At 67.6% G+C, this 25,824-nt stretch carries 25 protein-coding genes and 6 pseudogenes; 12 read left to right on the plus strand and 19 right to left on the minus strand.

The window, feature by feature from the left end; translation table 11 throughout:
- Positions 1 to 27 precede the first annotated feature (27 nt).
- Both CG723_RS22315 and CG723_RS22320 read right to left on the minus strand, forming a co-directional pair.
- Complete coding sequence (locus CG723_RS22315) at positions 28 to 1,401, minus strand: hypothetical protein (protein WP_159032509.1); 1,374 nt, start codon at positions 1,399 to 1,401, stop codon at positions 28 to 30.
- A 216-nt stretch (positions 1,402 to 1,617) separates the two neighbouring features.
- On the minus strand, positions 1,618 to 2,019 hold the full coding sequence (locus tag CG723_RS22320) for a VOC family protein (protein ID WP_234374453.1): 402 nt from the start codon (positions 2,017 to 2,019) through the stop codon (positions 1,618 to 1,620).
- A 423-nt stretch (positions 2,020 to 2,442) separates the two neighbouring features.
- Between CG723_RS22320 and CG723_RS49265 the strand changes: the two genes are divergently transcribed.
- Positions 2,443 to 2,667: a hypothetical protein gene (locus tag CG723_RS49265; RefSeq protein ID WP_159032510.1), complete on the plus strand. Its 225-nt coding sequence runs from the start codon at positions 2,443 to 2,445 to the stop codon at positions 2,665 to 2,667.
- Positions 2,668 to 3,295: 628 nt separating this feature from the next.
- Here the strand turns inward: CG723_RS49265 and CG723_RS46950 are convergent.
- Positions 3,296 to 3,451, minus strand: a complete 156-nt coding sequence (locus CG723_RS46950; RefSeq protein ID WP_199841850.1) for a DUF6131 family protein — start codon at positions 3,449 to 3,451, stop codon at positions 3,296 to 3,298.
- 485 nt (positions 3,452 to 3,936) lie between these two features.
- Here CG723_RS46950 and CG723_RS22330 point away from each other — a divergent pair, with 485 nt between their 5' ends.
- The 3 genes from CG723_RS22330 to CG723_RS22335 all read left to right on the plus strand — a co-directional run bounded on the left by CG723_RS22330 (position 3,937) and on the right by CG723_RS22335 (position 5,334).
- Positions 3,937 to 4,245, plus strand: coding sequence for a hypothetical protein (locus CG723_RS22330; protein WP_100595247.1), 309 nt, complete (start codon positions 3,937 to 3,939; stop codon positions 4,243 to 4,245).
- Between the two features lie 36 nt (positions 4,246 to 4,281).
- Positions 4,282 to 4,410, plus strand: coding sequence for a hypothetical protein (locus CG723_RS48685; protein WP_267893718.1), 129 nt, complete (start codon positions 4,282 to 4,284; stop codon positions 4,408 to 4,410).
- Between the two features lie 81 nt (positions 4,411 to 4,491).
- On the plus strand, positions 4,492 to 5,334 hold the full coding sequence (locus tag CG723_RS22335) for a DUF1206 domain-containing protein (RefSeq protein WP_100595248.1): 843 nt from the start codon (positions 4,492 to 4,494) through the stop codon (positions 5,332 to 5,334).
- Between the two features lie 76 nt (positions 5,335 to 5,410).
- On the opposite strand, the gene CG723_RS22340 is transcribed toward CG723_RS22335, so the two are convergent.
- Positions 5,411 to 6,931 carry a catalase gene (locus tag CG723_RS22340; protein ID WP_100595249.1) on the minus strand — a complete coding sequence of 507 codons (1,521 nt, stop codon included), beginning with the start codon at positions 6,929 to 6,931 and terminating at the stop codon, positions 5,411 to 5,413.
- 218 nt (positions 6,932 to 7,149) lie between these two features.
- A pseudogene (locus tag CG723_RS49270) lies at positions 7,150 to 7,348 on the minus strand (hypothetical protein); the annotation flags it as partial.
- A gap of 352 nt (positions 7,349 to 7,700) precedes the next feature.
- Between CG723_RS49270 and CG723_RS22345 the strand changes: the two are divergent.
- Positions 7,701 to 7,994, plus strand: coding sequence for a DUF2188 domain-containing protein (locus CG723_RS22345; RefSeq protein ID WP_100595250.1), 294 nt, complete (start codon positions 7,701 to 7,703; stop codon positions 7,992 to 7,994).
- Between the two features lie 514 nt (positions 7,995 to 8,508).
- On the opposite strand, the gene CG723_RS22355 is transcribed toward CG723_RS22345, so the two are convergent.
- Positions 8,509 to 9,756 (minus strand): sensor histidine kinase, encoded by a 1,248-nt coding sequence (locus CG723_RS22355; protein WP_100595252.1) that lies wholly within the window; start codon positions 9,754 to 9,756, stop codon positions 8,509 to 8,511.
- Positions 9,756 to 10,418 (minus strand): response regulator transcription factor, encoded by a 663-nt coding sequence (locus tag CG723_RS22360; protein WP_100595253.1) that lies wholly within the window; start codon positions 10,416 to 10,418, stop codon positions 9,756 to 9,758. Before CG723_RS22360 ends, CG723_RS22355 begins: the two co-directional genes overlap by 1 nt.
- A 179-nt stretch (positions 10,419 to 10,597) precedes the next feature.
- Here CG723_RS22360 and CG723_RS22365 point away from each other — a divergent pair, with 179 nt between their 5' ends.
- The gene (locus CG723_RS22365) at positions 10,598 to 12,037 is read left to right on the plus strand and encodes an ABC transporter permease (protein WP_100595254.1); all 1,440 of its coding nucleotides are present in this window, start codon (positions 10,598 to 10,600) and stop codon (positions 12,035 to 12,037) included.
- A gap of 1 nt (position 12,038) precedes the next feature.
- Positions 12,039 to 12,713, plus strand: coding sequence for an ABC transporter ATP-binding protein (locus CG723_RS22370; protein WP_100595255.1), 675 nt, complete (start codon positions 12,039 to 12,041; stop codon positions 12,711 to 12,713).
- Between the two features lie 323 nt (positions 12,714 to 13,036).
- Here CG723_RS22370 and CG723_RS22375 read toward each other — a convergent pair whose 3' ends face one another.
- Positions 13,037 to 13,954 (minus strand): NADP-dependent oxidoreductase, encoded by a 918-nt coding sequence (locus CG723_RS22375; RefSeq protein ID WP_100595256.1) that lies wholly within the window; start codon positions 13,952 to 13,954, stop codon positions 13,037 to 13,039.
- A 212-nt stretch (positions 13,955 to 14,166) separates the two neighbouring features.
- Here CG723_RS22375 and CG723_RS22380 point away from each other — a divergent pair, with 212 nt between their 5' ends.
- Positions 14,167 to 14,670: a GNAT family N-acetyltransferase gene (locus tag CG723_RS22380; RefSeq protein ID WP_100595383.1), complete on the plus strand. Its 504-nt coding sequence runs from the start codon at positions 14,167 to 14,169 to the stop codon at positions 14,668 to 14,670.
- Between the two features lie 47 nt (positions 14,671 to 14,717).
- On the opposite strand, the gene CG723_RS49275 is transcribed toward CG723_RS22380, so the two are convergent.
- From CG723_RS49275 to CG723_RS22400, 4 genes are all read right to left on the minus strand, one after another.
- Positions 14,718 to 14,765 carry a hypothetical protein gene (locus CG723_RS49275; RefSeq protein WP_442802583.1) on the minus strand — a complete coding sequence of 16 codons (48 nt, stop codon included), beginning with the start codon at positions 14,763 to 14,765 and terminating at the stop codon, positions 14,718 to 14,720.
- Between the two features lie 331 nt (positions 14,766 to 15,096).
- Complete coding sequence (locus CG723_RS47700; RefSeq protein ID WP_234374454.1) at positions 15,097 to 15,402, minus strand: hypothetical protein; 306 nt, start codon at positions 15,400 to 15,402, stop codon at positions 15,097 to 15,099.
- A gap of 179 nt (positions 15,403 to 15,581) precedes the next feature.
- On the minus strand, positions 15,582 to 16,424 hold the full coding sequence (locus CG723_RS22390) for a hypothetical protein (protein ID WP_100595257.1): 843 nt from the start codon (positions 16,422 to 16,424) through the stop codon (positions 15,582 to 15,584).
- Positions 16,425 to 17,118: 694 nt separating this feature from the next.
- Complete coding sequence (locus tag CG723_RS22400; protein ID WP_159032511.1) at positions 17,119 to 18,105, minus strand: NAD(P)H-dependent flavin oxidoreductase; 987 nt, start codon at positions 18,103 to 18,105, stop codon at positions 17,119 to 17,121.
- Between the two features lie 139 nt (positions 18,106 to 18,244).
- On the opposite strand from CG723_RS22400, the gene CG723_RS22405 reads away from it, so the two are divergent.
- The gene (locus CG723_RS22405; protein WP_100595260.1) at positions 18,245 to 18,637 is read left to right on the plus strand and encodes an alanine racemase; all 393 of its coding nucleotides are present in this window, start codon (positions 18,245 to 18,247) and stop codon (positions 18,635 to 18,637) included.
- 496 nt (positions 18,638 to 19,133) lie between these two features.
- Here CG723_RS22405 and CG723_RS49280 read toward each other — a convergent pair.
- From CG723_RS49280 to CG723_RS22420, 4 genes and pseudogenes are all read right to left on the minus strand, one after another.
- A pseudogene (locus CG723_RS49280) lies at positions 19,134 to 19,340 on the minus strand (enoyl-CoA hydratase-related protein); the annotation flags it as partial.
- Positions 19,341 to 19,361: 21 nt separating this feature from the next.
- A pseudogene (locus CG723_RS47705) lies at positions 19,362 to 19,526 on the minus strand (IS5 family transposase); the annotation flags it as partial.
- 101 nt (positions 19,527 to 19,627) lie between these two features.
- Positions 19,628 to 20,245, minus strand: coding sequence for a VOC family protein (locus tag CG723_RS22415; RefSeq protein ID WP_100595261.1), 618 nt, complete (start codon positions 20,243 to 20,245; stop codon positions 19,628 to 19,630).
- A 326-nt stretch (positions 20,246 to 20,571) separates the two neighbouring features.
- Positions 20,572 to 20,845 (minus strand): annotated as a pseudogene (locus tag CG723_RS22420) (SDR family oxidoreductase); the annotation flags it as partial.
- Position 20,846: 1 nt separating this feature from the next.
- Here CG723_RS22420 and CG723_RS47710 point away from each other — a divergent pair.
- Together CG723_RS47710 and CG723_RS49285 are read left to right on the plus strand one after the other, a co-directional pair.
- A pseudogene (locus CG723_RS47710) lies at positions 20,847 to 21,719 on the plus strand (lipid II:glycine glycyltransferase FemX); the annotation flags it as partial.
- Between the two features lie 145 nt (positions 21,720 to 21,864).
- A pseudogene (locus CG723_RS49285) lies at positions 21,865 to 22,053 on the plus strand (ATP-binding protein); the annotation flags it as partial.
- A gap of 46 nt (positions 22,054 to 22,099) precedes the next feature.
- Here CG723_RS49285 and CG723_RS22435 read toward each other — a convergent pair.
- Entirely contained in the window at positions 22,100 to 23,020 is a 921-nt protein-coding gene (locus CG723_RS22435) for an alpha/beta fold hydrolase (protein WP_234374456.1), read from the minus strand.
- Positions 23,021 to 24,254: 1,234 nt separating this feature from the next.
- Between CG723_RS22435 and CG723_RS22440 the strand changes: the two genes are divergently transcribed.
- The gene (locus CG723_RS22440; protein ID WP_100595384.1) at positions 24,255 to 24,818 is read left to right on the plus strand and encodes a GNAT family N-acetyltransferase; all 564 of its coding nucleotides are present in this window, start codon (positions 24,255 to 24,257) and stop codon (positions 24,816 to 24,818) included.
- Between the two features lie 65 nt (positions 24,819 to 24,883).
- Here CG723_RS22440 and CG723_RS48690 read toward each other — a convergent pair whose 3' ends face one another.
- Positions 24,884 to 25,018, minus strand: coding sequence for a hypothetical protein (locus CG723_RS48690; protein ID WP_267893719.1), 135 nt, complete (start codon positions 25,016 to 25,018; stop codon positions 24,884 to 24,886).
- Between the two features lie 315 nt (positions 25,019 to 25,333).
- Complete coding sequence (locus tag CG723_RS22445) at positions 25,334 to 25,729, minus strand: VOC family protein (protein ID WP_100595263.1); 396 nt, start codon at positions 25,727 to 25,729, stop codon at positions 25,334 to 25,336.
- Between the last annotated feature and the right edge of the window lie 95 nt (positions 25,730 to 25,824).

The raw sequence follows: 25,824 nt of genomic DNA on the forward strand, positions 1-25,824 counted from the left end.
GACAGCGAGGACGACTCCGGGCAAGCCTTACCCCGCCCCGGGCGCGCCCTTGCCGGGCTCGCCCTCTTCAGCCGGGTCCGCCAATGGCTCCCTGCGCATCCGCCGCACCACCAGCACACCACCCGCCCCCACCACAGCCGCCGCTCCAGCCGTAAGCGTCCATACCCCCAGACCGCCGGCGTCCGTGTCGGTGTCCGCCGCCGGGGCGGGGCCGGATGCCGTCAGCCGGACCGCAACCTTGTCGTTGGCCGGCCGCGGATCCGGCAGGCGCGTGCGGGCATTGTCATGGATGACTTCCGCCGACACGGCCACGGACCCCGGCCGGCTGTCCTTCCTGACGATCCGCAGCGTGAACTCGAAGAGATTCTCGCGGCCGACCTTCGTGTTCCCGTCACAGGTGTACGTACGCCCGCCATCGTGGGTCAGACAGTGCTGTTCCCATTCCTCCTCCTCGAGCTCAGGGTCGTAAGGCGCCTGCACCACCTTCGCCCCAGGCGGCACGGTGAACACCGCCCGTACCTTGGCCACATTCGGATCGGCGGGGCCATGGTTGACGTAGCCGATGCTGACCTTGTGCTCCGTGCCGACCTCCCCGCTCAGCGAATCGCCGCGCGCTTCGAAGTCCGCGTCGTTGGTCACCGGGACATCGATGGTGGCCGGGCTGCCCGCATCGGTGGTGAAGAGCCAGTCGCCGCCATCGCCGGGATCCCGTTCCAGGCGCAGCGCCGGACCCTTGCCGCGCTGCGGATCACGTCCCAGGTCGCCCGGTTTCAGGTCGGCGTTGTACGCAGAGGCCGCATAGCTCAGCCGCGCGTCCACGGCATCCTCGCTCGTCCTGACCCTCGGAAGGGGAGCCACGCGCCACGTCTCGCCCGGCGCAATGACGGCGTCGGGGAACAGACACCTGGTCTCGCCGGTGTCGGACAGCCGTGCACAGTTGCGGTGGCCCGCCGCCTGGTGCACGTCCCCGGCCCCATCGAAGCCCAACGCCACACCGCGCGCGGGCACATCACCGCTGTTCCGGATGAGAACCGGTACGTCGAACGCGTCCCCGGGGCCGTGCCCCCGCACGTCCTTGCCCTCGTTGACGCGGAGCTCCGGTCGTCCGGCGATCACGGTGATGCTGCCCCGGACAGGGGACACACCCGCGGCGGTCACCGTGTACCGCAGAACTCCGGAATCCCCGGCCTTGGCTCCCGTCGCCGGACGCATGACCAGTTCCTTGTGCGACCAGCCCTGCGCCTTGGGGTTCAGGTTCATGTCGCAGCGGAAGATGCCCTCCCGCGGGGAGCAGCCGTCGCCCGCCTCGCTGATCTGCGCCACGCCCTTGATACCGCCGGCGTCGACGGTGATCCGGCCGGTGCGCAGGGGCCCGTCGTAATCGACCTCGACGGCCAGCACATTGCTGCTGGGCGGGGCTGTCTCAGGGTGCAGGCTCAGATAGAAGACCGGCCTGCTGATGTCGTGCGGCCCCGTGCCGGCCGTGGCCCGCCACGCTCCGGTCAACGCCATGATTATGGCCAGGACCGCGGCCAACGCGTAGCTCCGCCAGGAAAACATGCCCGCAGTCTGCACGACATGCCCATGTCCAGGACACCTCGGGGTCCCGCGCCGCAGTCACTTGGCGATTTCCCAGATGTGGCCGCCGGGGTCGCGGAAGCTGGCGGTCCGTATTCCCCAGGGCCGGTCCATGGGGCCATTGAGCAGTGTCACGCCGCGCGCGGCCAGTTCCTTACACTTCGCGTCCACATCGTCTACGGGCAGGGTGAGTTGGAAGCGGGAGCCGGCGTCAGCCTGGGCAACGCGAGCTGGCTCGATGAGGTCAGGCGCTGCGGTGGTCTTCAGCAGGTTGATGACGGTGTTGCCGAATTCGAAGACAGCCGAGTTGTCATTCTCGAAGGCCACCGGCAGTCCGAAGACCTCCCGGTAGAACCGTTTTGTGGCGTCCAAGTCCTCGACGAACAAGGTGATCGCGCTGATGCAAGTGGGCCATGAGGGGGTGCTCGTCGTCTCTGTCACAGCTACAGAGGATCTACGAGCGGGAGGGCCACGTATAGAGGTCGGATCGAGCGATCGCCTCGCGACGGGAATGGGGCTGATGCACGATCGGGTGACATCTGAACCGGCCTGCCCTGTGGGGCGGGTGCGTGCGTGGGTGCCCATGTACTGGAGTCCTGCCACGGCGCATTTGCAGGAGATGGCGCGAAGCATCCGGAACTTGCGCTTCGTATCGAGGACTTGGCGTCGATGGTGACCACGTATGTCCCGGGGGCCGCAAGGAGGCCTGGGAAGTAGCGCAGCGGGGAGGTCGTCCGGCTCAGGGCCTGCTGTGCAGTCGTCGCGTCCGGGCAGAAGCCGGCTCGTGCTGGTCCCTCGCTGCGCGCAGCCGTGCGCGTCGACGGTGTCGTTCAGGCTGTCCGCCGACGCCTCCAAGACCGCGACGTGAAGGCCGCCGCGCGGTACGCCGTCGCCGACGGTGGTATTGCGCATCGGGGCGGCAGCACCCAAGAACCCCGGATCCTCGGCAACACCGGATCCGTCGAGGTCACCATCCAGCTGCCAGCCGGCTCCCGCGTCGAGGCAAAATCCGCCGCCGCCGAACTCCGAGGCGCCGGAGGGCTCGGCGATGTCACCTTCGACCGCGCACAGGGACCCGTCAAGATCTGACGAAGGCGCAAGTGCCCGCCTCACCCTCCTCGACGGTGACATCTTCATCGGCCGCCTGAACGGCCCCGCACAGATCAGCACGCAAAGGGGCGACCTCAACTTCGCCGAGGCCACCAGTGGCACCGTCGTGCTGCGCACCGAGTCCGGCGGCGTATCCATCGCCGCCGCCCGCGCCACCTCCGCCACCCTTGACGCCGGCACCCCTGCCCCCTGCCCCCTGCCCCCTGCCCCCTGCCCCCTGCCCCCTGCGGCCAGGAAGACCGCAACGGTTCGATCAGTGTCAACAACTCGTCGTCCACGATTCCGGCCGAGTCTCGCATCCGCTCGAACGGCCAAGTCGTCACAAACAGTCACGCCGTGCCAGAACGTCCCACACACGTCCTGTGACCGGCTCTACGGGTAAATAGTCGAGCCTCTTCGGTTCATTGGCGTCCGCTATGGCCCGTGCAGGAGCACGACGCCCTGGCGTAGAGCCCAAATACACGCCGAATCGCCGGCGAGAGTGAGCAGGCAAGGACGCGCGGGAAACGCAGGCCGGGACCCTGCGGAACGCGAAGGTCCGCAGGGTCCCGGCCTGCCCTAAGGGTGCGTGGTGTCGCGGTCCGCGTGGACACCGATCGACGCTTCCCTAGAAGTAGTGCCTACGTCCCCCCACTGTGCGCCCGCTGGCGCCGAGGATCCACAGGACTGCACCGACCACGACGAGGACGCCGCCGACCGTCGTCAGCAACGAGATACCGACCAACAGGCCTATTACGAGCAGAATGGCTCCGAGCACAATCATGGGTGTTCCTCTCATCAAGTCTCGTCGGTATGCGTCGGCCTTCTGTCCGCCCGACGGCATCCGCTTCCCGCCGTCTGCATAGCCGGGAACGGGTCAAAAACCCCGCCACCAGCGAATCTTGCGGGCGCTTGGTCTCTGCCGTGCTTTGTCCGTGTGCCCGTCTCTCTGCGGCCCATGCACCGACAATCCACACTCTTGCCTTCACCGAGGTTGCTCCGCCTACGTGACAGGGGGAAAAGACTGGTGGAGAACATCTCGACTCCGACGCCCCGCAGCGTCACCACGTTGCTCTTCCTGTCGTCTCTCCGATCGGAGCCTTACCGCCCGCAAGCCCACGCTTCAGGGACGACGCCGACCTCCTCCTCTGCCCGACCCAGTACCACTGATCAGACAGACACTCCCTCCAACTGATCTCCGAGCGGAGGGCTCTGCGTATGCAGGGATCGCAGCATGAGCAGCCTCCGTCCGAAACTAGACTCATCGTCGTGAACCATGTCGCAGTGCGTCTTGAGCGCACCACTGATCGAGACATCCACGACGACCTCGTGCTGAGTCTCGGCACATGGCAGCACGTGTCCGACTCGTTCTACTTCGCCAACGATCCCACCACGACGGCCACCAAGAACGTGCCACAGCAGCTCGCCGGTCTCCTGGAACAATGGGTTGAGCTGGTCCGCGAGCTGACGCCGACGGGCGGCACCGTGTTTCTGCCCTTCGACTTCTCCGACGAATGCACCGGCTGGCTGCGGGTGAAGTCCCAGGACGGCAGAATTGCCCGGGTGGAAGCGGGATGAAGTCTCATCCAGGGCTGGAGCTTCAACCCCTCGGACATGACCGACATGGCTCACCGCGTCAGCGACTTCGCACCAGAGGCCGGCGCAGCAGTGGACTGTCTGATCGACGATCTACTCGCCACGATCACCATCAATCGAAGCGCGTTCATCGAGAGCAGCAATTGATCCACAGGTCTTGACAATTACTCAGACACGACTCGGGAATGTGCCAGGGGTCGACTCCTCCATTGGGGGCAGACGGTGGGTATGACTCCTGGATCAGCAGCGGCACGCGGACGCGGTCAGGCGCGACGCGCCGCGAACAGCACGGCAGTTGCAGCGGGAGCCCGTGCGGGGTTCGTCGCTCGCGGGATCATCTACGTCCTGATCGGCGTTCTCTCGCTGCGGATCGCCTTCTCCGGCGGAGGTGGCAAGCAGGCGGACCGGGGCGGTGCCATCGCGGAGATCGCGGGCAAGCCCTTCGGTGCCGCTCTGCTCTGGCTGCTCGGCACAGCCCTGGCAGGTATGGCCCTGTGGAGGCTGTCCGGGGCTGCGTTCGGCCAGGCAGGGCCCGATGGCAGGAGGGCGAACAAGCGGGCCATGGCCGCAGGCCGTGCTGTCTTCTACGGATTCGTCTCGTACTCCGTGCTGTCCTACGCGGCTGGCGACAAGAGCAGCGGAAGCGGATCCACGGACGAGAACTCCCGCGACATTACGGCGAAGGTCCTGGATTGGCCGGCAGGCCAGTGGATCGTCGCCACCGTCGGCGCCGCGGTGGCCGCGGCCGGTGTATGGATCGCGGTGAGGGCCCTCCGTCGCAAGTTCCAAGAGCACCTGAAGATGTCCGGGGTGACGCCGAAGACCCGTCAGATGGTCACTGTGGCCGGGGTGTTCGGCGGTACGGCTCGGGGAGTCGTCTTCGCTGTCGCGGGCGGCTTCGCCCTCACGGCGGCCGTCCAGCACAAGCCCGGCAAGGCCAAGGGTATGGACGACACTCTGCGCTCCTTCGCCGATACACCTGTCGGTCCCTGGCTTCTGATGTTCATCGCGGTCGGCCTCATGGCTTACGGGATGTTCTCCTGGGCCAGCGCCCGCTGGCGAAAGCTCTGATGCGTAGCGCTGGCAACGTGCGGTCCATGGAGCGAGACCGAGAATTGGTCTCAGAGCGGGCCACGAGTTCGAGAGCTCAGGCCTTCCTCTGCATGTCGCTCCGGGCAGGGTTTCCCTGCTCCTCCGCCTTGGGGTCCTTCTCGTCAGCCTTGGCCTGCACGCCCTGCTGGATGCGCTCACCGAGGGACTTGTCGATGTTGGACCAATACTCGAAGGCCCTGGCGAGGACGGGTTCACTCACCCCGTTGAGCAGGTGCCCGACGACGTTGTCCACGAGACGGTCGCGTGCGGCGTCGTCGAGGACCTCGCGCACCAGCGTGCCCGGCTGACCCCAGTCGTCGTCATCGGCATGGTCGACGTACGCAGCGCGCGTGATGTCGCCGTCCGCGTGCCAGCTCGGCGGCGCGTAGCGGCCCGTGTCGGCTGCCGGGCCGCCCTTGGAGTTGGGGGCGTAGACCGGGTCCTCGGTCTTGCGGTATGCCATGGCTCCGTCTTTGGAGTATGTGTTCAGCGGCGCAATGGGAGCGTTGACCGGAAGCTGCTGGTAGTTGCCGCCAATGCGGTGACGGTGCGCGTCGGCGTAGGAGAAGAGTCGCGCCAGCAGCATGCGGTCGGGGCTGGGGCCGATGCCGGGGACGAGGTTGTTGGGCTGGAACGCGGCCTGTTCGATCTCGGCGTGATTGTCCGTGGGGTTGCGGTCGAGGGTCATCCTGCCGACCTCGATCAGCGGGTAGTCGCTGTGCGGCCACACCTTGGTCAGGTCGAACGGGTTGAAGCGGTAGGTGGCTGCCTCGTCGTACGGCATGACCTGCACATGCAGCGTCCAGCTCGGGTAGTCGCCGTCCCGGATGTGCTCGAAAAGGTCCCGGGTGTGGTAGTCGGTGTCGACCGCGCACATCTGGTCACCCTCGTCCTGGGTGAAGAACTCGATGCCCTGGTCGGTCTTGAAGTGGTACTTCACCCAGAACCGCTCGCCCTGCGCGTTGATCCACATGTACGTGTGCGAGGTGTAGCCGTTCATGTGGCGCCAGCTGCGCGGGATGCCCCGATCGCCCATGAGCCACGTGACCTGGTGTGCGGACTCGGGTGAGAGGGTCCAGAAGTCCCACTGCATGTCGTGGTCGCGGAGGTTGTTGTCCGCACGACGTTTCTGGGAGCGGATGAAGTGCTGGAACTTCATCGGATCCTTCACGAAGAAGACCGGGGTGTTGTTCCCCACCATGTCGTAATTGCCATCGGTGGTGTAGAACTTGACCGCGAATCCGCGCGGGTCACGCCAGGTGTCCGGGCTCCCGCGCTCGCCGGCGACGGTCGAGAACCGGGTCACCAGATCGGTACGCGTGCCAGGCTGGAAGACCGCGGCCTTCGTGTAGGCGCTGACGTCCGCGGTGACTTCGAAGTGGCCGAAGGCGCCGCTGCCCTTGGCGTGCGGCTGCCGCTCAGGAATGCGCTCCCGGTTGAACTGCGCCATCTGCTCGATCAGATAGGAGTCCTGCAGGAGGATCGGGCCACCGGCGCCGACGGTGAGCGAGTGCTCGTCGCTCTCGACCGGAATCCCGGCATCCGAGGTGGTCGCCTTACCTGTGACGTCGTTCATGAGCTACGTGCGCCTTTCGATCGGTGTCTTCGTCACGCCGCGAGGTCGGGCCCGCCGCTACGGAGGGTGACAGCGGCGGAGCTTCGCGGCTGATCGGCAGATACGTGGGCGTGCTGAGTCACATCCAGCCTGCGGCTTTTTCGCTCATTCGGCGCTTTTTCCTGCTCGGCCCTCCACCTGTTGGGTGGATCTCTCGGCGGTCGGGGTCCGGGCGCCTCGTACGCGACCGTGACCTGCTCCGCCGCCTTCACGTCCCGCCCTTCCAGCCATCCCCAAGCAGGACCTCGAACGTGGTGTCGGCCCGGTCAGCGGCGATAAACTGGATGCGTCCGGCGAGAAAGTCGAGGACTGCGGCAATCGGGTCAGGGTGTCGAACTTCTGCGTCGGGTGCTCCGCCCGCGGGTGGTGTGCGGTCACGCCTGAGGCCAGACCCCATGGGGCACCTGGAGGCACTGATGCCCAGTCGTCCGATCCGGAGCGAAGCGATCTCTGTTGGCCTGGTCACGGCGCCTTGCAAGCTCGAGGCAGCCACCGAAAGCCACAGGCTCAGTCTCCGCCGGATCCACTTCGAGGACAGCGGCCGGATCCGCTACCGCAAGGTCTGCGAGTTGGCCGGCCAGCAGCTGACCTCATATCCGCCGATGGTCCAGCAGAAGGCCGCGGCCAAGAAGCGAGGACCTGCGAGGAAGGCAGCGTCGCCCATGAGGACGGCTCCGAAGAAGGAGACCTCCGGCGCCGGAAGTCCGCCTGAACGGCGAGGAGAAGCATCATGGCAGCGAAGCAGACCGTCTACCACGTCACACCGTCCGGCGAACGGGCTGCGGACGCGGGGGTGAAGTGGCAGGTAGAGGGCAGGGAGGGCCGTCGGCTGCTGCACGAGCCGCACCGCACGCAGAAGGACGCGATCGACTCCGCACGTGACCGGGCCAAGGAGCACACCCCCGCGCAGGTCGTCGTCCACGCCCGCGACGGGCACATCCGCACCGCGTACGCCTACGGCGACGCTTCCGCGGGATCCCCCGACAATCGTGGCCGCAAGGCAGGGGGCGGGGGCCTCTTCTAGGACCTCCCATGAGCGTGCGGTCCTGGAACACAGCGCGATGGCCGAGCCGCTGCGCCGCGCGGTCCACCAGCGCGTGGAGCAGCCCCGCCGGGGTACGCGGGACGCCAGGACCGCATCCACGTCCTGTGACGGACGGGCCGCAGCCGTGCCCGTGCCCCTCGCCACCGACGAGCAGCTGGCCACCGTGCCGCTTGCCATCGCTATGTCTTCGGGGGACGTATTCAACGACGACCCGGGTCAACGATGGTGAGGAAGCATCCATGGCCTGGCGACGGACACGTCTCCGCCGGGGGCACACTGCGCTCTGCGTCAGGCGGTCGCGTACTGCGCTGCCCAGCTCGGCCACGCTCGGCTGAATGGGCCACAGGCAGGTCATGTCCGTGGGCAGTAAGCGGATGAAGGACAAGGCTGATCGTCGCCGTGCGCACACGCCTTCCAGGTCCTACGCCCGATCACCAGCTGGCAGCTCGTAGCAAAGCGATCGCCTGGGTGCGGAACCCCTAGTTGGTCCGGGTCATCCTCCTGGGAGTGAGGGCGCTGGAAGTTCGATACGTACCGTGAGTCCGCCCTTGGGGTTCGCGCTCGCGGTGGCCGTGCCGTGGTGGGCCGAAGCGATCGAGCGGACGATGGCCAGGCCGAGGCCGTGCCCCGAACGGTCGCTGCTGACCCGGGACCGGGCCCGGTAGAAGGGTTCGAAGAGCTGGTCCACAACGGCTTTGTCCACGTGCGGGCCGGTGTTCTCGACCTCCATGACCACCGCTGCGTCCCGGTCCCGGAAGACGGAAAGGCGGACGTCGCCGTTCCAGGAAACGTTGTGGACGAGGGCGTTGTCGAGAAGGTTGAGGACCAACTGCCGCAGCAGGGTGGCGTTTCCGGCCACCTCGCAGGTCTCGCAGCCCGATTCTGTGTCCACGTCGAGACGGATGCCGCGTGCCGACGCCTGCGCGGAGCGTTCGGCGGCGGCCCGTTCCGCGAGCTCGGCCAGGTCTACCGGATTCGGGTCGAAGGGGGCGTGGTCAGCGCTTGCCAGGTCGAGCAGCGCGCGTACGACACTGATGTTGCGTTCGTTGGTCTCCCGCAGCATCGGGGCGAGCTCGGCGAACGCCTCGCCGGTGGAGTCGTCGCCGGCGACCTGGAGCGCGGCCCTGGTGGTGGCCAGCGGGGTGAGCAGTTCGTGGGAGGCGTTGGCGGCGAACCGCTGGTGCGCGGCGAAGGACTCCTCCAGGCGGGCCAGCATGGTGTCGAAGGTGTCGGCGAGACGTTTGAGCTCGTCGGCGGGGCCTTCCGCGCGGATACGGTCTTTCAGGTTGCCGTCCGCCGCCTTGGCGGCGGCCTCGCTGATGGAGTGCAGGGGTGCGAGCAGCCGCTTGGAGAGCAGCCAGCCGGCGCCGAGGCCGATCGTCAGCACCAGGAGCACCCCGCCGACGGAGACCAGCAGGACAGTGTTCCAGACGTCTTCCTTGCTGGAGATGTCGCCGAGGTTCTTGGTCTTCGAGCCCGGCTGGATGCCGGAGGGCTGGATGGGAGAGGGCTGTGGTGTGGGGCTCTGGGGCGAGGGGCTGGCCGGTGTCCCGGGCGATGCCTGGATGAATGAGGAGCCAGGCGGGGCGATCACCGTCGTGCTGAGATCGTATGTCGGCAGGAAGCGCATCCCGGTGTAGATGATCGTGACCATCAGCGCCGCGCACACCCCGAGTGCCGCCGCGAATCCGAGGAAGAGGCGGGTGTGGATGCTCAGGCTCCGGATGCGGACCGGCCGCATCACTCGGTCCCCAGGTAGTAGCCGGCGCTGATCGCGGTGTGCACCAGCTGTGGTTCGCCGAGTTTCTTGCGCAGGGTGTGCACGACGAGGCGTACCGCGTTGGTGAGCGGATCAGTGTGCGCGTCCCAGGCTTTGTCCAGGAGGTACTCGGCGCTCAGCACCCCGCCGTCGGCGCGCATCAGGAGTTCCAGGACGGCGAGTTCCTTCGGTGTGAGCCTCACCTCGGTGTCTGCCCGGGTGACGAGGCGGCGGTGGGTGTCCAGGCGGACGTCGGCGAAGGTGAGGACGGGAGCGTGGACCATGGGGGTGCGGCGGTACAGGGCACGCAGGCGGGCGACGAGTTCGGGAAAGTCGAAGGGCTTGGCGAGATAGTCGTCAGCGCCCAGCCCCAGGCCCTCGACCTTGTCTCCGAGGCGCCCGGCGGCGGTCAGCATCAGGATGCGGCAGCCGAGGTCCATGGCGACGATGCGACGGCACACCTCGTCGCCGTGCACCTCGGGCAGGTCCCGGTCCAGGACCAGCACGTCGTAGTCGTAGACGGCGACCCGCTCCAGAGCCGCCGCCCCGTCATGCACCACATCGACCGCGATGGCCTCCTTGCGCAGCCCGATCTCCAGGACCCGGGCCATGTACTGCTCGTCCTCGACCACCAGCACCCGCACGCGCGACAACCTTTTCTTTTCGTGAATTTACCGGGACGGATCCCGGCACTACTCCGCGATATCTGATTCATGCCGAATCTGTCTTATCAGACGGCGTATTTGATTCGTGTATGAGCTGTCCGGCAACGGACGGAACTCGCAAACATCCGTCAAAACCCCGCCCTACTAGCGTGGTTTGCGTGAACCTTTTCAAGAGAGCCTGGTGGCGACTGCGAGGCCATCTGGGCAAAACGGTAATGCTCGTAGGACTGTTCTTCGTCATATGCACCCTGGTCCTGTCCGGCTTCCTGATCCGGTCCGCCGCGGCCCGCGCCGCCGACTCGGCCAAGGGGAACGTGGGCGTGGTGGCGACGATGCAGCTGGACGTGGACGCGTTGATCAACTCGGGCGGGGGGTCGGCCGGCGATGGTGCCCAGCCCGGCCTCATCGGCTCGAAGGGCGATCTGCACAGCAAGCTCGTGGACAAGATCTGCAAGTCGTCGGTCGTGGCGCAGTGCAACTACACCGTGGACAGTGGGGCGGCCCCCACCCGCCGGCTGAAGCTTCATCAGCCGGTTCCCGCGCCGACCGGGCAGGACACCACAGGTACGGACCTCTTCAAGGCGTCCGGTGTTCGGGACCTGGATTCGGTCAAGGGGTTCCACAACGGCGACTCGAAGATCCTCTCCGGCTCCGGGCTCAAGCGGGACAGCAAGAGCGACATGATCGTCATCGAGGAGCGGGTGGCCGAGGACAACCGCCTCAAGGTCGGCGACAAGATCAAGCTCAGGGTGGGTGAGATCGATCCCGGGAAGGGCGGGATGAGCACCAAGGAGGTCGAGTTCACCGTCGGCGGCATCTACAAGAACGACACCGCCGACACGGGCTCGTACGTACCGGCGGTGGCCGACCCCTCGAACCAGATCTACGTCACCCCGGAAGGTGCGACCCGCCTGCAGGGCAAGGAACCTGCCGCCGGCGGAGCGGCCCTCCGCGAAGCCACCTTCGCCCTGCGCAACCCCGACGACCTCGGCAAGCTGAAGGACGACGCGAAGGCGGCCGGCGCCGACCTCGAGATCTTCCCGATCAGCGTCAACGACAAGCAGTACAAAGCCCTGGTCGGCCCGATCAACAAAACGGCGGACTTCGCCTCTCTCACGGTCTGGCTGGTCGCGATCGCAGGCACCGTCATCCTCGCCCTGATCATCGCCTCCAACATGCGCGAACGCCGCAAGGAGCTGGGCATTCTGCTCTCGCTGGGTGAGAAGAAGCCCAAGCTGCTCGGCCAGCACTTGGTGGAGGTGGTCGCCTGCGCGGTCCTGGCGATCGGCTTCGCCGCCACCGGCAGCCAGTTCATCGCCCAGGGCATCGGCGACCAGCTGCTCTCCAGCCAGGTCTCCTCCGCCGAGGACTCCGCTGCCGACCAGGGTCCCCAGAAGGACCCGTCCGACCCCAACGGGCTCAAGAAGCAGGACACCCCGCAGAGCAAGCCCATCGACTCCATGGACATCGAACTCGGCGCGGGCGACATCGGTGCGGTCGGCGCCACCGGCCTGGGCATCGCCGCCCTGGCCACCATCGTCCCCGGCACGCGCATCCTGCGTCTCGACCCGCGCGACATCCTGACGAAGGGCGACTGACGTGACCACCCCGATCCTCCAGCTGACCGGCGTCAGCCGCGCCTACCAGTCCGGCAACAGCCGCCGCACCGTCCTCAAGGACGTCAACTACTCATTCGACGCAGGCAGGATGTACTCCGTCATCGGCCCCTCCGGCAGCGGCAAGACCACCCTCCTGTCTCTGGCCAGCGGCCTCGACTCGCCCACCCAGGGCAGCATCCGCTTCCGCGGCGAGGACGTCGCCGAGATCGGCCTCGGGCGCTACCGCAACCGCCACGTGGCGACGGTCTTCCAGTCGCTGAACCTGCTCACCTACATGACAGCGGTGCAGAACATCACCTCCGCCATGGAAATCACCGGGGTGAAGGGCGGCAACAAGAAGCAGCGCGCCGTCCAACTCCTGGGCCTGCTGGGCGTGGACGAGGACGACCAGCACCGCCGCACGCTTGAGCTCTCCGGCGGCCAGCAGCAGCGCGTCGCCATCGCCCGCGCCCTGGCATGCGAGGTCGACATCCTCTTCGCCGACGAACCCACCGGCAGCCTCGACCAGGACACCGCCGACGGGATCATCGAGGTGTTCCGCAAGCTGGCGCACGACGACGGAAGGTGCGTGATCCTGGTGACCCACTCCCGTGAGGTCGCCGACGCCTCGGACGAAGTGGTCCGACTCAAGCGCGGCAAACTCATGACGATCTGATCCGGCGCACGCGGCATGTGGGAGGGCTCGGGTTCCCCGACCACCAGGGGGCTTGTGCCCTCCCACGCCGTATCGGCAACACCAGTACGGCGTGAACTCCGGCCGCCAAAAGAACGTTCCATCCCGGTTGGGTAGTTGGGCTCGTGGTTCAAGTGTTGTGCCGGTCACGCCAGTTCGGAGTGGAGTCGCGAGTGAGTCTGCGGCCATTGGCCAGTCGTGATTGCCCGCTGGCGGCCACTTGACGGGAGTCGTCCGGCCGCCGGCGGGCGCACTGCGTTGATGGTGCGGGGCGCCTGCCCGACGGCTGCCTCGGGCAGCCGAGGCTACGGCCGGAGAACGATCTTGCCGTGAGTGTGCTGCCGTTCCAGCTCGCGGAACGCGTCTCGCACCCGCTCGAGCGGGTAGGCGTGGGCGATCGGAACTTTCAGCTCCCCCCGCGCAGCAAGCCGGGCCAGTTCACCGAGCACGACCGCGCACGCCGCCGCACCTTCTCCGTAGGTCCCTGCTCCGACCTTGGCCGCGGCCTGCCAATTGCTGATCGTGTTGATCCGTTCGGGCCGCACACCCAACTCCACTGCCAGTTCCACGTAGCCGTCGCCGAACGTGTCGATGAACGCGTCGACGTTCCCTCCGGAAGCCTGCCGGATCCGGTCCGCCACGCCCTCCCCGTACGCGACCGGGACAACTCCACGATCCCTCAGCCAGGCGTGGTTCCGCTCGCTCGCCAGGCCGATCACCGTGGCGCCACTCCGCCGCGCGAGCTGCACGGCAAGAGACCCGACGCCGCCCGCCGCACCGGACACCACGACCGTGTCGGCCGGCCCGGGGTCCACCGCGAACACTGTGGCGTATGCAGTCGTGCCGGCCACGTACAACGACCCTGCCACGTCCCAGGACAGCCCCTTGGGACGGGAGACCACGTTCACGTCGTCGACCACGACGAACTCCGCATGGCTCGCCCTGCGATGGGTGAAGCCCAACACCTCATCGCCCACGGAGAAGCCGCGCACGTGCGGACCGACTTCCACCACGACGCCGGCCAGATCGCTGCCCTGCCCAGAGGGGAACGCCGCCGGCCAGCGTTCGTGCAGCGCGCCCGTGCGGATATGCGCCTCGCCCGGCTGGATCCCGGCCGCGCGGACCTCGACCAGCACCTGCGCGGGCCCGGGTACCGGCCGTTCCACCTCCTCCACCCGCAGCACATCGATCCCGCCGTACTCGTGGAACCGCACCGCCTTCATCGCGTGATCACCGCTCTCCTCGTTCGTACAAGGCTTGGACGGCCACGCGCCGGATGGCTACACATCGACCGTGCCATCGCACCCAACGGCTGAGCAGCAGAGCGGTATTCCCCCGGGCGGCGCCGACGACAGGGGCAAAGTCCGCGCCACCGTCGACCTCACCGACATGCTCCAGCCGTAGTTCGTGGTGACCCGTGGGGCAGAGTAAGGGCATGTCTACGTACGAGACGATGTCGTTCCACCTTCAGACCGAGCGGCTGACACTGCGGCCGTGGGCGGAGTCGGACGCCGCTGAGCTCTGCGCCCTCGTCTCCGAACGCGGCAAGGGGGCGCCCACGGTTGAGCACACCCGGACGTCCATCGCGGAGCTGCTCACCGCGACGGCGACAACGGGGATCGCCCTGTTGCCCATCCAGCGCCGTGCCGAAGGCGACTTCATCGGCTATTGCGGGTTGACCATCGGCCGCTCCACCCTGGAGGAGCCTGAAATCGCGTATGAGTTGTTCCAGCACGCGCATGGCCGTGGCTACGCCACCGAGGCGGCCGGCGCAGTGCTCGATGCCGCTGTTGCCACCGGGCGGAAACGGCTCTGGGCGACCGTCGGCGCGTGGAACGCACCGTCGTTCCGTGTTCTTGAGAAACTCGAGTTCGAGCGGGATCACGTTTCCACGGACGACAGCGGTGAAGTTGTATGGCTCACACGCTCGCTGCCGTGACGGTTCAGCCGGGCCGGGAATGAGCGGTACCCCGGCCGGTAGGTCGGTCAGGTGCTGTCGGCTTCCCGCCATGCTGTGATGATCGCGGCTGGAATGCGCCCCCGTACGGGTACGTCGTAACCGTGTCACGAGCCCAGGCACGGATGGTGTTGGAGTCCATCGTCCTGCTGGCGCGTGTGGTGATGCGGGTGGGGCTCTGGCCCGGTCCAACTGGCGGTGAGGGGGTGAACGTAGCGCCTTCCAAGACCAGGCTGTCCGGGAAGAGCGGGGCGTGCAGTCGGCCGCTGAGGACGGCGACGAGGAAGGCCGTGAGCGAGCCGTCGAAGGTGAACCACTGTGGTCCGCGAGCTTCGTTGACGGTCAGGGTCCACGCGTCGGGCGAGTTCGCAGGGTCTGTGTGCCAAAAGGCGTACTCGCCGTTGTCGCTCACCGCGATGGGGAACAGGTCCCGGGCCGGATAGGGACGATTCGCTTCCGCTGCCGGTCGCGTTCGAGTTGTTGTCGGACGACGGCGGTCATCGGGCCGGTGAGAACGATCCAGTCGGTGGCGCCGCGCGTGTGGCGCAGGCTGAGGAAGTCACAGAAGGAGCCGGGCCCATAGGCAGTGGCGACCTGCTGGTAGTCGTCGGGCAGCGCGAACCCGAGCGTGTCTTGGACCGCGCGCCAGTCAACGGCAGGCGGATTCGCCGGGGGCGGGCAGAGTTGCCTGAGCTGATCGAAAGGCGTCGTCACGGGAGGAGTCCTTGGCGGTGGCACTGCTGTTGGTCATGGGCGGGGTTCGTCATGGGGATGTTCAGGGAGATGCCTCGGTTTCCGTGGGCGCGCTCGAACAGCAGGCTGCTGACCGACGTCGCGAAGCTCCCTGCGCCGGCGACGGTGAGGCAGAGCTCGGCGTCACGTCGCCCACGAGCTCACGGGTGTTCGCCGAGTTGGAGGAGGCCGGCGAGGGAGAAGCACAGGGCGCCGGTGAGGGTGCCCCAGTTGGCGATGTCGGCGTTGACGAGGCTTTCGGTGGCGGGGCGCGTGTAGGCAGCGAGCGCGGAGACCATGAAGAGGGCAGAGCCGAGCTGGTTCACGGCGACGATCCACCAGCCGAGGCTGTCCGGGCGAACCCGGGGCCGGCCATGGCAGATCTCGACCAATCCCAGGTGGCCGGAGACCAGGAAGAGGGAGCAGCCGATCACGTCGGGCGCCCAGATCAGCCGGTTGACCTGCTGGACGTTCAGGCCCTGCAGGAAGGAGTCCAGCAGGTCGACGGCGAAGACGAGGGTGCCCGCGAACAGGACGAAGGTGCTCAGCCAGTCCACCCGCATCGGTTCGTAACTCCACCACCGCCAGTGGGGGGTGACCAGTCGGCCTTCGCCGCCGTCTACGTGACGGGGCGCGTTGCTCACCTGGAGCAGTGAGACGTACCCGCCCGTGTTGAAGAACAGGCCGCCCACGAAGTAGATCGAGGCGGACTCGGTGGCGTCTCCGGAGCCGAACTGGGCGACGGTCGCGCCGGCGGCGAAGAATGCCCCGCCGATGACGAAGGCGGTCGCTGCGATGGCGTTGAGTCTGCGGAGCCGGGCGATGGCGACGGCGTCCGCACGGTTGTGCCGAGTGGTCGCCGTGCCGGGGGGACGGACGGCGAGTACTCCGCGCCGGCGCGCGAGCCGGGACTCCCACACAGCGGTGCCACCGCCGGGAGGGTGCCAGGTGAGCCGGGTGATGAACGGTCCCGCGCCATCGGCGCGCTGCACAGGTTGTCCCACAGGCCGAGCTTAGAGATTCAGGAAGGACCGGGAAGCGGGCGAAACGCCGTCCTGCCGAGCCGCCACTGCAGCCTGCGGGGGTGAAGGATGGTTCCTGGCCGGTCCGGCCTAGGCGGCGGGATGCGGGGCGCGGCTGGTTCATGCGGGTGAGACGGCGGCCATAGCGTCATCTTTTCCGGGGCCGATGGGTGGGCGTCCTTTGGCGCCGAGCCGCCACGGCCGGCGGCCGTAGGTGGAGCACTTGGACCACCGTCAGACGCACCGACTACGCGAGCCCCATATCCCTCGGGGCTGATGCACGATCGGGTGACATCTGAACTCGCTTGCCCTGTGGGGCGGGTGTCTTCAGCCTGCTGCAAAAGAATGGCCGACCACTTGCGCGAGCTGGTACTCGGCCGAAACCTGAAATCCTCGTAGAAGCGGTCCCAGACCCGTCGGTACTCGACCTCTGGCAGCGCGACCACGGGATACTCCATCGTGTCGGGATCCTATCGAGTCGCCTGAGTGGGGATCGGAGATAGAACGTTCACGAAAATCCGGACAGAACCCTGAAAGCGACCACCCGCCGCTCGGGGTGACCCCACACATGCTCGATGGATCTCCCCAGCCGTGGGCGGTCTGATCCGCGACCGGATGCGGATGCCGTCGGTCGCGAGGTCGCCCATCGGACCGGCCTCGCCGTTCACACTCTCAGTCAGCGCAGCAGGGATCGAGGCCGCGACGCCAGGATTGCCTCGGCCTCGTCACTGATCGTCCGGACCACGTCCGCAGCGGGGCGGACGGCGTCGACGAAGGTCGCGGACTGACCGTAGAGGATCTCGCTCGTGTCGGGGTCAGGTGGGGCCTCGAAGGGGTTGATGTCTTCCGCGGGCGCGAACTCCTCTTTGCGGTCCCGCAGCATTGCCTCACGTCCTGACCACTCATCGGTGAACCGATTTCGGCGGACGCGTGTGCCGATGGTCGCCGGCCAGGGCAGTCCCGAGGCGATGTCGTAGGCCCGCGTCCATACGGTGTCGCCGCCATCGCTGTCGACGATCAGGCGCTTGTGGACGTCGTGTACCTCGACCGCCTCGGGCGTGGCGAGAAACGCCGTGCCCAGCCAGGCGCCGTCCGCACCGGCGGTGAGGACCGCCGCGAGTGTTCGGCCGTCGCCAATGCCCCCTGCGGCCAGTACCGGTACACCGGGATAACGCCTTACGATCCCGGCCAGGAACGGCAGCAGGCCCATCGTCCCGGTGTGGCCACCGGCCTCGGTGCCCTGCGCCACGAGGACATCGGTGCCCGCGGCGACGGCCGTCTCCGCGTCATCGTAGGTCTGGACTTGGCACATCACTCGGGCTCCCGCGTCCTTGGCGCGAGCAAGCCACGGCTGGGGGTTGGCGAACGACAGCGCGATGATCTCTGGTCGCTCCTCCAGTGCGGCGTCGAAATGCGGCTCGCTGAAGGGGAGGAACGGCGTGATGAAGCCGACCCCGAACGGTCGGTCCATCGTGGCTCGAATGGTCGCGATCTGCTCACGGATCCAGTCAGGTCCCTTCCAGGGATGCGTACCCCCGAAGGAGCCGAGCCCGCCGGCGGCGGAAACCGCGGCGGCGAGTGTCCCGCCGCTGTGCAAGCTCATGGGAGCCGCCATCACCGGATACCTGAGGCCGAACATTTCAGTAAATCTCGTATTCAACATGGGCTTAAAGTAGCGAAAACACCGAACCCGACCAACTACTCAACTTGAATTCGTGATGTCCGGGTGCCGCACCGCACCTCCTCCATGTCGGCCTGACTGTCCCGTTTGTGTGCTGTTGCGGCCAGGCTCCGTGGACGTGATGGAACGCAACATCAGCGGGCTGACAGCCGCGGCCGGTGCCTGCGGTTTTGCGGTGCGTCCCCACGCGAAGCCGCACAAGTGTCGGAAGATCGCCGACAGACAGATCGGCGCTGGAGCAGTGGGCCTGACGGTGGCTACGGTTGGCGAGGCTGAGGTATTCGCCCGTGATGGCGCCACCGATCTGTTCATCGCCTCCCCGCTGTGGGTCGACGACAGCAAGGCTCGGCGGCTGCGTCGACTCGCAGAGACCGCACGCCTGCGCGTCGGGGCCGACTCCGTCGAGAGCGTCCAGCGTCTCGGGCATGCAGTTCGGGGGACCGCGCGCCCGGTCGAAGTGGTGATCGAGGTCGACAGCGGCGTCGGCCGGGAGGGCCCCGGTGCACTCCGGTGAACCTGGCCGATGAACTGGTCATTGTGCAGGGTGGGCAGATCGTGGACCGCTGGGCGGTGGCGGCCCGAGGGGCCAATGCCTGACGGACACGCGAGGGCACGGGCCATGCGTGGTCGCGCGCCCGGCCCGTGCGACCGACCGCCGTGAGGGTCCGGAGCGTCAGGGGGTGTGCTCGTCTGCACCGGCTACGAGGCCGGGGGAAAGCGCGCCACTGCGACGAAGCTCTGCTGAAGGCGTGCGGTCGACCCGTGACCAGCATCGGCCCCGAGAGAATCGCCGACGCGACGAGTAGGCACGTGCGACGCGATACACGCGTGGGCAGGTGCGTGGTTCGGGATGACCGGTTCCTCGCACGGTGCCCCGCAGCCCGGCAGGTTGGACGGGCTGCGGTGGCGCACCACGAGGGCTCGCGGGGGGGGGCGTAGCGGTCAGCGGCCTTCGGTGGGCGCTTTTCGGCGAAGGCGTGGGCTCCTTCCTGCACGTCGTGGGACGCGAGAACCGGTGCGACGAGCCGGTCCTGCTGGCGGAAGGCGTCCTGGTCGCCGTATGCGGTCCGCTCGTTGACCGCGCGTTTGACGGCCGCGAGGGGCAGCGGGGCGTTGCGCGCGATGCGGTGGGCCACTTCCACGGCTTTGGTGAGCGTCTCGCCGGGTGGGGTGAGGTGGTTGACGAGGCCGAGCTGATGAGCCTGTTCGGCGGACAGGGGGTTTCCTGCGAGGAGGAGGACCCCGAGGAGGAGTCCGACGGTGTCGATGACGATGCTGCGCTTGCGTCCGACGATCTTCTTGCCGACGCCGATGCCCTACTCAAAGGCAGGCACGTTGGTGGAGGTCTTGTTGCTCTGGGAGTCGATGACACACGCGGTCGGTTCCTCCCCCCGGCCTTCCTGCCGGGGGACTTGGCGGCGGAGGAGACTTCGGACGGCGGTCGCGATCGACCGGACAGACCTGGCCGTGTCCTGTGACGGCCGCGGACCGCGCATCCGACCGCTCACGAGGGCGGGTCCGTCCCGGCCTGCTCGCTCACCAGGTACCGCGCGTACCAGTCCGGCCAGTCGGGGTCCTCCGCACCCATGCGCGCCTCGTGCTCACCGTGCGCCGCCGCGGCCCGCCGCAGGGCGCCCGCCAGGTCCTCGGCCGAGGCGAACGACGTGGTCGCGGGATCCAGCCGTCCCGGAAGCCTTGCGGTGACCTCCTGCAGGAGCCAACCGTTGCCGTCCGGGTCGCTGAACGACAGGAAGGAGCCATAACTGCCGCGTTGTGGGTCAGGACCGGACACCCGGGCGTCAGCGCCGGCGTGGTGGAAGAGGCCGCCTGCGTCGTGAAACACCTCGCTCGGGTCGGCGCCGCGTCGTATCAGCTCGTCATGGGCGGCCTCGATGTCGTCGACGACCAGGTGCAAGCCTCGAGCCGAGCCGGGGGCCTGATCGGTGACCGATCTGCCGAAGATGACCGACGCCGGGGAACCCGGAGGGGTCACCTGCACCACCCGGAAGTCCCCGTCAGGGGCGATGTCCGCGTCGAGCCTCCAGCCCAGCGCCGTGTAGAAGTCCTTGGCCCGGTCGACGTCGGACACCGGCACCACGACGACCTCGAGTTTCATGTCCATGGCTTGCGCCTCCCGTCTCGGAGGGGATATCGGCGACGACCGGATCCGCGGTGGCGCCGGGCTTGGAGGACGCATCCCACGGCACTCGAAACGCGTTGCGAGCGCCCCGTCTCACGCCCGGCCCGGCAGCGCCCTGACGCCCTGTCGAACGGGCTGTGTCGTGTTCCAGCGTAGACACGCGTTTGATCAGGCCGCATGTGGACGCTCTCCCACTTCGCCGGCAGTGGATCACGAAAGGCGCCGGACGAGGTGGTGCTGCCTGTGGGAGCGCGCGAGCTCGACGGCCGACTGCGGCCTGGGCCGAGGGCAGTGCCCGGCCAGTGTGCGACGAGCTGCTGGCCGCCGTCGATGTCGTACGTGGCCGCCAGTGAGGGCGCCGTTGGCCATGATGTGCAGTGCGAGGGCGCCGACATCCGCCGGTCCGACTACCCGGCCAATTGGCAGTGTCTTCCTCAACTCCTCGCGCCGCGCCTCGAGTTGGTCACCGAGGAGGGAGGCCGACAGCGGTGTGTCCACGAACCCGGCCGCGATGAGGTTGACCCGGACAGGGGCGACCTCCAGTGCCAGGTTGGCGGTCAGCGCCGGCAGCGCCGCGCTGAGGGGTCCCGTCATCGACTGGTACGACGAGGACCTCGGCCGGTGGCTGCAGCCGCTGCTGGCGCATCTCAAGTCGCAGGGCGCGTTCACGGTGAAGATGGGAACGCCCGTCGTCGCGCGCCGCTGGGATGCGACCATGGTCAAGGACGCGATCGCCGACCCGCAGACCCACCGGCTCGGCGAGGCTGGGCCCACCGCCCAGGACCCCTGGGCCTTTGAGCTCATGGATCGGCTGCGGGGCCTGGGCTGGCAACAGTCCGGTGGCGGCAGCGAGGAGGGCTTCGCGGCCGGTCAGCCTCGCTACGTCTTCCAGCTCTCCCTCGCCGACCGCTCGCCGGACGAGATCCAGCGCGGCCTCAACCGGTTGTGACGACGCAACGTCAGGAAGGCCGAGAAGGCGGGCGTCAAGGTCATCAGAGGGCTACGACGACTGGCCACCGTCTGCACGCTCTACGCCGCGACCGCCGTCCGCGATCCATTCATCGCCCGCCCGCTGGCGTACTTCCAGCGCATGTGGAAGGCCCGACCGGATGCGGCTCTACCGTGCCGAACACGACGGAGAGGTGCTGGCCGCCGCTACCATGCTCACCGTCGGCCAGCACGTCTCGTACTCCTACAGCCTCCACCAGCCGCAAGCGCGAAGTGCAGCCCAACGAAGCCATCCAGTGGCAGATGATCCGCGACGCCCATGCCCTGGGCGCGAGTGTCTACCACTTCCGCGGCACGACCGACACCCTGGACGAGAACAACCAGCTGCTCGGGCTCCTCCACCGAGATCGGCACCGGCGGACAGGCAGCCGAGTACGTCGGCAAGTGGGACTTCCCGCTCAACAAACTGCTGCACAAAGCCCTCGACCTCTACACGGCACGGTATTGACTACACTTCGACTACGGCCACGACACCAACTGACGACCCCGATCCCGTGCGTCCGCCGACCTGACGGGCGGCGGACCACATCGACGCCGTCTGGCCCCGCGCGCCAGGTGCAGAGAAGCATCTTCGCCTCCTGCGGGCAGGACGGTTCCGGGTTCTGACGGAGCGTGAGAAGAACAACGGCGTCGCTATCGCCTCGACCGAGAGTTTCAGCGGCTGGACCAGGACTTTCACCGATCCGCGGCTCTGCGCGGCCATGGTCGATCGGCTCACCTTCGGCGGCAGCCTGATCCAGACCGGCACCGAACCCTGCCGTCTCACCATCGCCCAGGCCCGCCGCAGCCCAGGACGCCACCGCGGGATGACGCTGTCCCGGAGTAATGTCAGGGTCGGGAGCGCTTCAGGCGGCGGCCCAGGAGGACGGCTCCTGTGCCGGCGATCAACGAGGCGGCGGCTATGCCGGTGAGTACGGTCTCGGCCCGGGCGTCATGAGTGGTTCCGGTGGCGGCCAGAGCAGGCCGGGCGGAATCGGCCGCCGTGGCGGCTTGGAGGACGAGGTCGGTGACCGCGTCGGGGTGGGAGATCATGGCCACGTGGGAGGAGTCGATCTCCACCATGTGTGAACCCGCGCGTTTCGCCTCGAAGCGTTCCTGGTCGGGATTGATGGTCTTGTCCTGCTTCGCGACGAGGAACCACGACGGGATGTGCTTCCAGGCGGCCACCTTGGCCGTCTCCGAGAACGCAGTCGTTGCCGCGGGCCGTTGGGTGACCGCCATGACCCTCGTGGTGCTTTCCGGCAGGTCGGCGGCGAAGACCGGATGGATCCTGTCGGGCTTGAGGTACAGGTCTGTCCCGCTGACGCCGCCGGCCCGGTAGGGAACGGACTTCGTGGCGGTGCCGAGTTCGCTCGGGAACTTGGCCCCCAGGGTCATTCCGCTCTCGCCCACGTCGGGCATCAGCGCCGATACGTACACCAGGGACTTCACCTGGGGGTTGCCCTCGGCGGCCGTGCTGATCAACGCGCCGCCGTATGAGTGGCCCGCCAGCACGATCGGGCCCTTGATGCTGTCCAGCACGGAGGCGATGTAGGCGGAGTCGCTGTACAGCCCGCGCAGCGGGTTGGCGGGAGCGATGACGGAGTAGCCACGGCGCTGGAGCCGTTCGACTACGCCATTCCAGCTGGAGGCGTCCGCGAAAGCCCCGTGCACCAGCACGATGGTGGGTTTGGCCGTGGTCGTGCCACCGTCCGCGGCGACAGGGGCCGCCACGCCCGTGCACAGGGCCACGGCGCACCCGGCTGCCATGACGTGTGCGCGACGTATTCGGCGCCGTGAACCGGGGACCGGAAATGCTGCCATGTTGTTCTCGCTTTCCGTGAGACCTACGGCATCTGAGAGTTCACCCATCCGCACCGGCCGGCGCAGCCATGCACTCCAACCGGGTGACAGAAGTGGGCCATGGGAGTGGATGTCGGAAGCAAAGGGTTTCGAAACCTACGTCGTACCCTTGTGCGCAGTCCCATGACCGCGCAGCGCCGTGCGCAGAGCACTGGCTCGACTGGCTTTCCGTCGCAGAAAGCGTGCCACTGCGCGAACTTCCGTTCGACTCGCGGAGTAAACGGCCGGCTCGCCCTCCCGCACCGTTCTGAAGCGGTTCCCCGCCGGTCACCCCCTCGGCTCCTGGCCCGCCGAGAAAGGGGCAATCCGGGCTGCGGACCGGAGGCAGCCGGAAGATGCCCGCCGCTCCCCCACCGTGCCGCCCGGCACGACCGCTGCTTCCCCTTCCCGCCGTCAGGCTCTCCGTCCCCAAATCGCCGCGCTCCCGCGCTCAGGCGGGCGGCCGGGTTCTCCGGAGCTGTCCTGCGGCTTGGTGTGGTCGGCCACCGGAGGACATGTCGGCGGTGAGGTGACTGTGTCGTGGGCGTGGCCGTCGGTGGGGTGCTGGCCGTGGACGTACGGCGTCGACAGTGGCGGGCGGCCGGGGTGCGCACCGCTACCCGGCGATCTCCGCTGCCCCAGCGCCCTGGTGCGTACCTGGTGTCTTTCGGCCGGCCTCGCCTGGTCGTCGATGCGGTGCGGTGCCAACACGGGCCGGGCTCAGGGCTGATGCGTTCTCAGACTGCGAGATCGGGAAGTGCGGTGGCGTGGTCGGGACGTGACCGATAGTGGCCTGTTGCGGCGGCGATGTTGGTCCAGCCAGACGGGCGGATGAGCCCTAGGGTCAGATTGCGCAGGGTGACCATGGCGCCGGGGGCGGTGCCGATGCGAACGCGGGAGGGGTCCTCGCGAACGGTGACGTCTCACACGTGGCGCAGGGCCTCAACCGACCAGTGGTCCTGCACGGGTTCGGCGAGGAGCGGGCGAAGGCCGGGTCCGAAGGCTGGCAAGACGGTCAAGGTCCCGCCACGGCTGAGGTCCGCAAGCGCCCCACTGCGGTGTCGACCTCCGCGCGGATTCCGCGGCAGCATCTCGAAGTTCGCCGACAGTATCCGAGTAAAGCCGTTGAACGGCCCGCCCTGCTCGAGGCATGATCAACTCTGTGGACACCTACCTGGAGACCGAGCGCCTGACCCTGCGTCGCTTCACCACCGACGACGCGGACTTGCTGATCGAGTTGGACAGCGACGCCGCGGTGATGCGCTATCTGACCGGGGGTAATCCGACCGCCCCGGAGATTGTCCGTGAGCGCCACCTGCCAAACATCATCGGCGGCTACGAGAGGTGGCGCGGCGATCTTGGACTGTTCGCCGCGCACGAGAAGGACGGCGGCGCGTTCATCGGCTGGTTCTGTCTGCGTCCCGAGCCGCAGGGCCCGCTGGACGAGGTCGAACTCGGCTACCGGCTGCGGCAGGCGGCTTGGGGTAAGGGTTATGCCACCGAAGGCTCGCGGGCTCTGCTGGGCAAGGCGTTCGCAGGGCTCGGTGTGCGCATGGTCTGGGCTGAGACGATGGCCGTGAACCACGGCTCGCGCAACATCATGGAGAAGCTCGAAATGACGCTCGCTGACACCATCCCCACTCCCCCGGACATGGAGATGATCGAGGGCTCCGAGCACGGGGGCGTGCGGTACGAGATCACCAAGGAACAGTGGGAGCAGCAGTAGCCACTGTGCGAACGCCCGCTCTGCATCCACAGGGCGAGCAGCGACCCCATCCGGTAGCGGCGGCCTCACGCCCGTCGTGGATCGGCAAGCCGGTCCAACACCTCGCACAGCGCGGCAAGTTCGGACAGCTCTGCAGACTGGTGCAGCAGTTCGGCGTCCCCACGGCGGCGCTTGAGAACGTCGATCAGGGACGATGGCATGCAAACGCGACCTCCTGGTTCGTGATCAACGACTTCGGCAACCTTGATCATCAAGGGTCGCCTCCGTCGGAACCAAGCACGGCCAAGCAGGCCATCAGAAAACGTCCGCCTGCGAGTTGCTCATCTCGCCGCGTGAGGACGCACGCGCCCTGATACAGGACGCGATGCGTGTCGTAGCTGTGGGCCTGGACTTCCCTCAACATGTGCGCTTCCGGGAACTGCTGCCCTCCATATGGAATGGCGATGAGGACAGAGGTCTTCTCGGCAACGTGAGGTTGCGGTGTGTGACGGGGGGGGTGGGTGCCCGCTCGCGGCCTAGTTCTGCGGAGCCAGGGTGCGTAGGACGTCGAACTCGTTGCCCTCGGGGTCTGCCATGACCACCCAGTTCCGTTCCGAGCCTTGGCCCACATCCGTCTTGGTGGCGCCGAGGCCGAGCAATCTGGTCACCTCGTCCTCGGTGCTGCCGTCGATCGGGCTGACGTCAAGGTGAAGCCGGTTCTTCACGGCTTTGCCCTCGGGCACCTGGATGAACAGCAGGGTGGGCGGCATCTGGCGGGCCCGAACATCCTCAACGGACGGCACCCAGGAGCCGATCTCGACCTTGCCCTCGCTCCGGTCGATCACCTTGAAGTCCAGGACCTCGCACCAGAAGGACGCGAGCCTCTCCGGATCATGGCAGTCGACGGCCAACTCAGTGAACCTACTTGTCACGACTCTCCCAGATAGTGTGGACGGGACTCAGAGTATTGGCTCGTGTCGCCCGTCAGACAGATCCGGGATCTTCTTGACCATGGACATCAGTCGAA

This window comes from Streptomyces sp. CB01635 (assembly GCF_002803065.1).
In the GTDB taxonomy this organism is placed as follows: domain Bacteria; phylum Actinomycetota; class Actinomycetes; order Streptomycetales; family Streptomycetaceae; genus Streptomyces.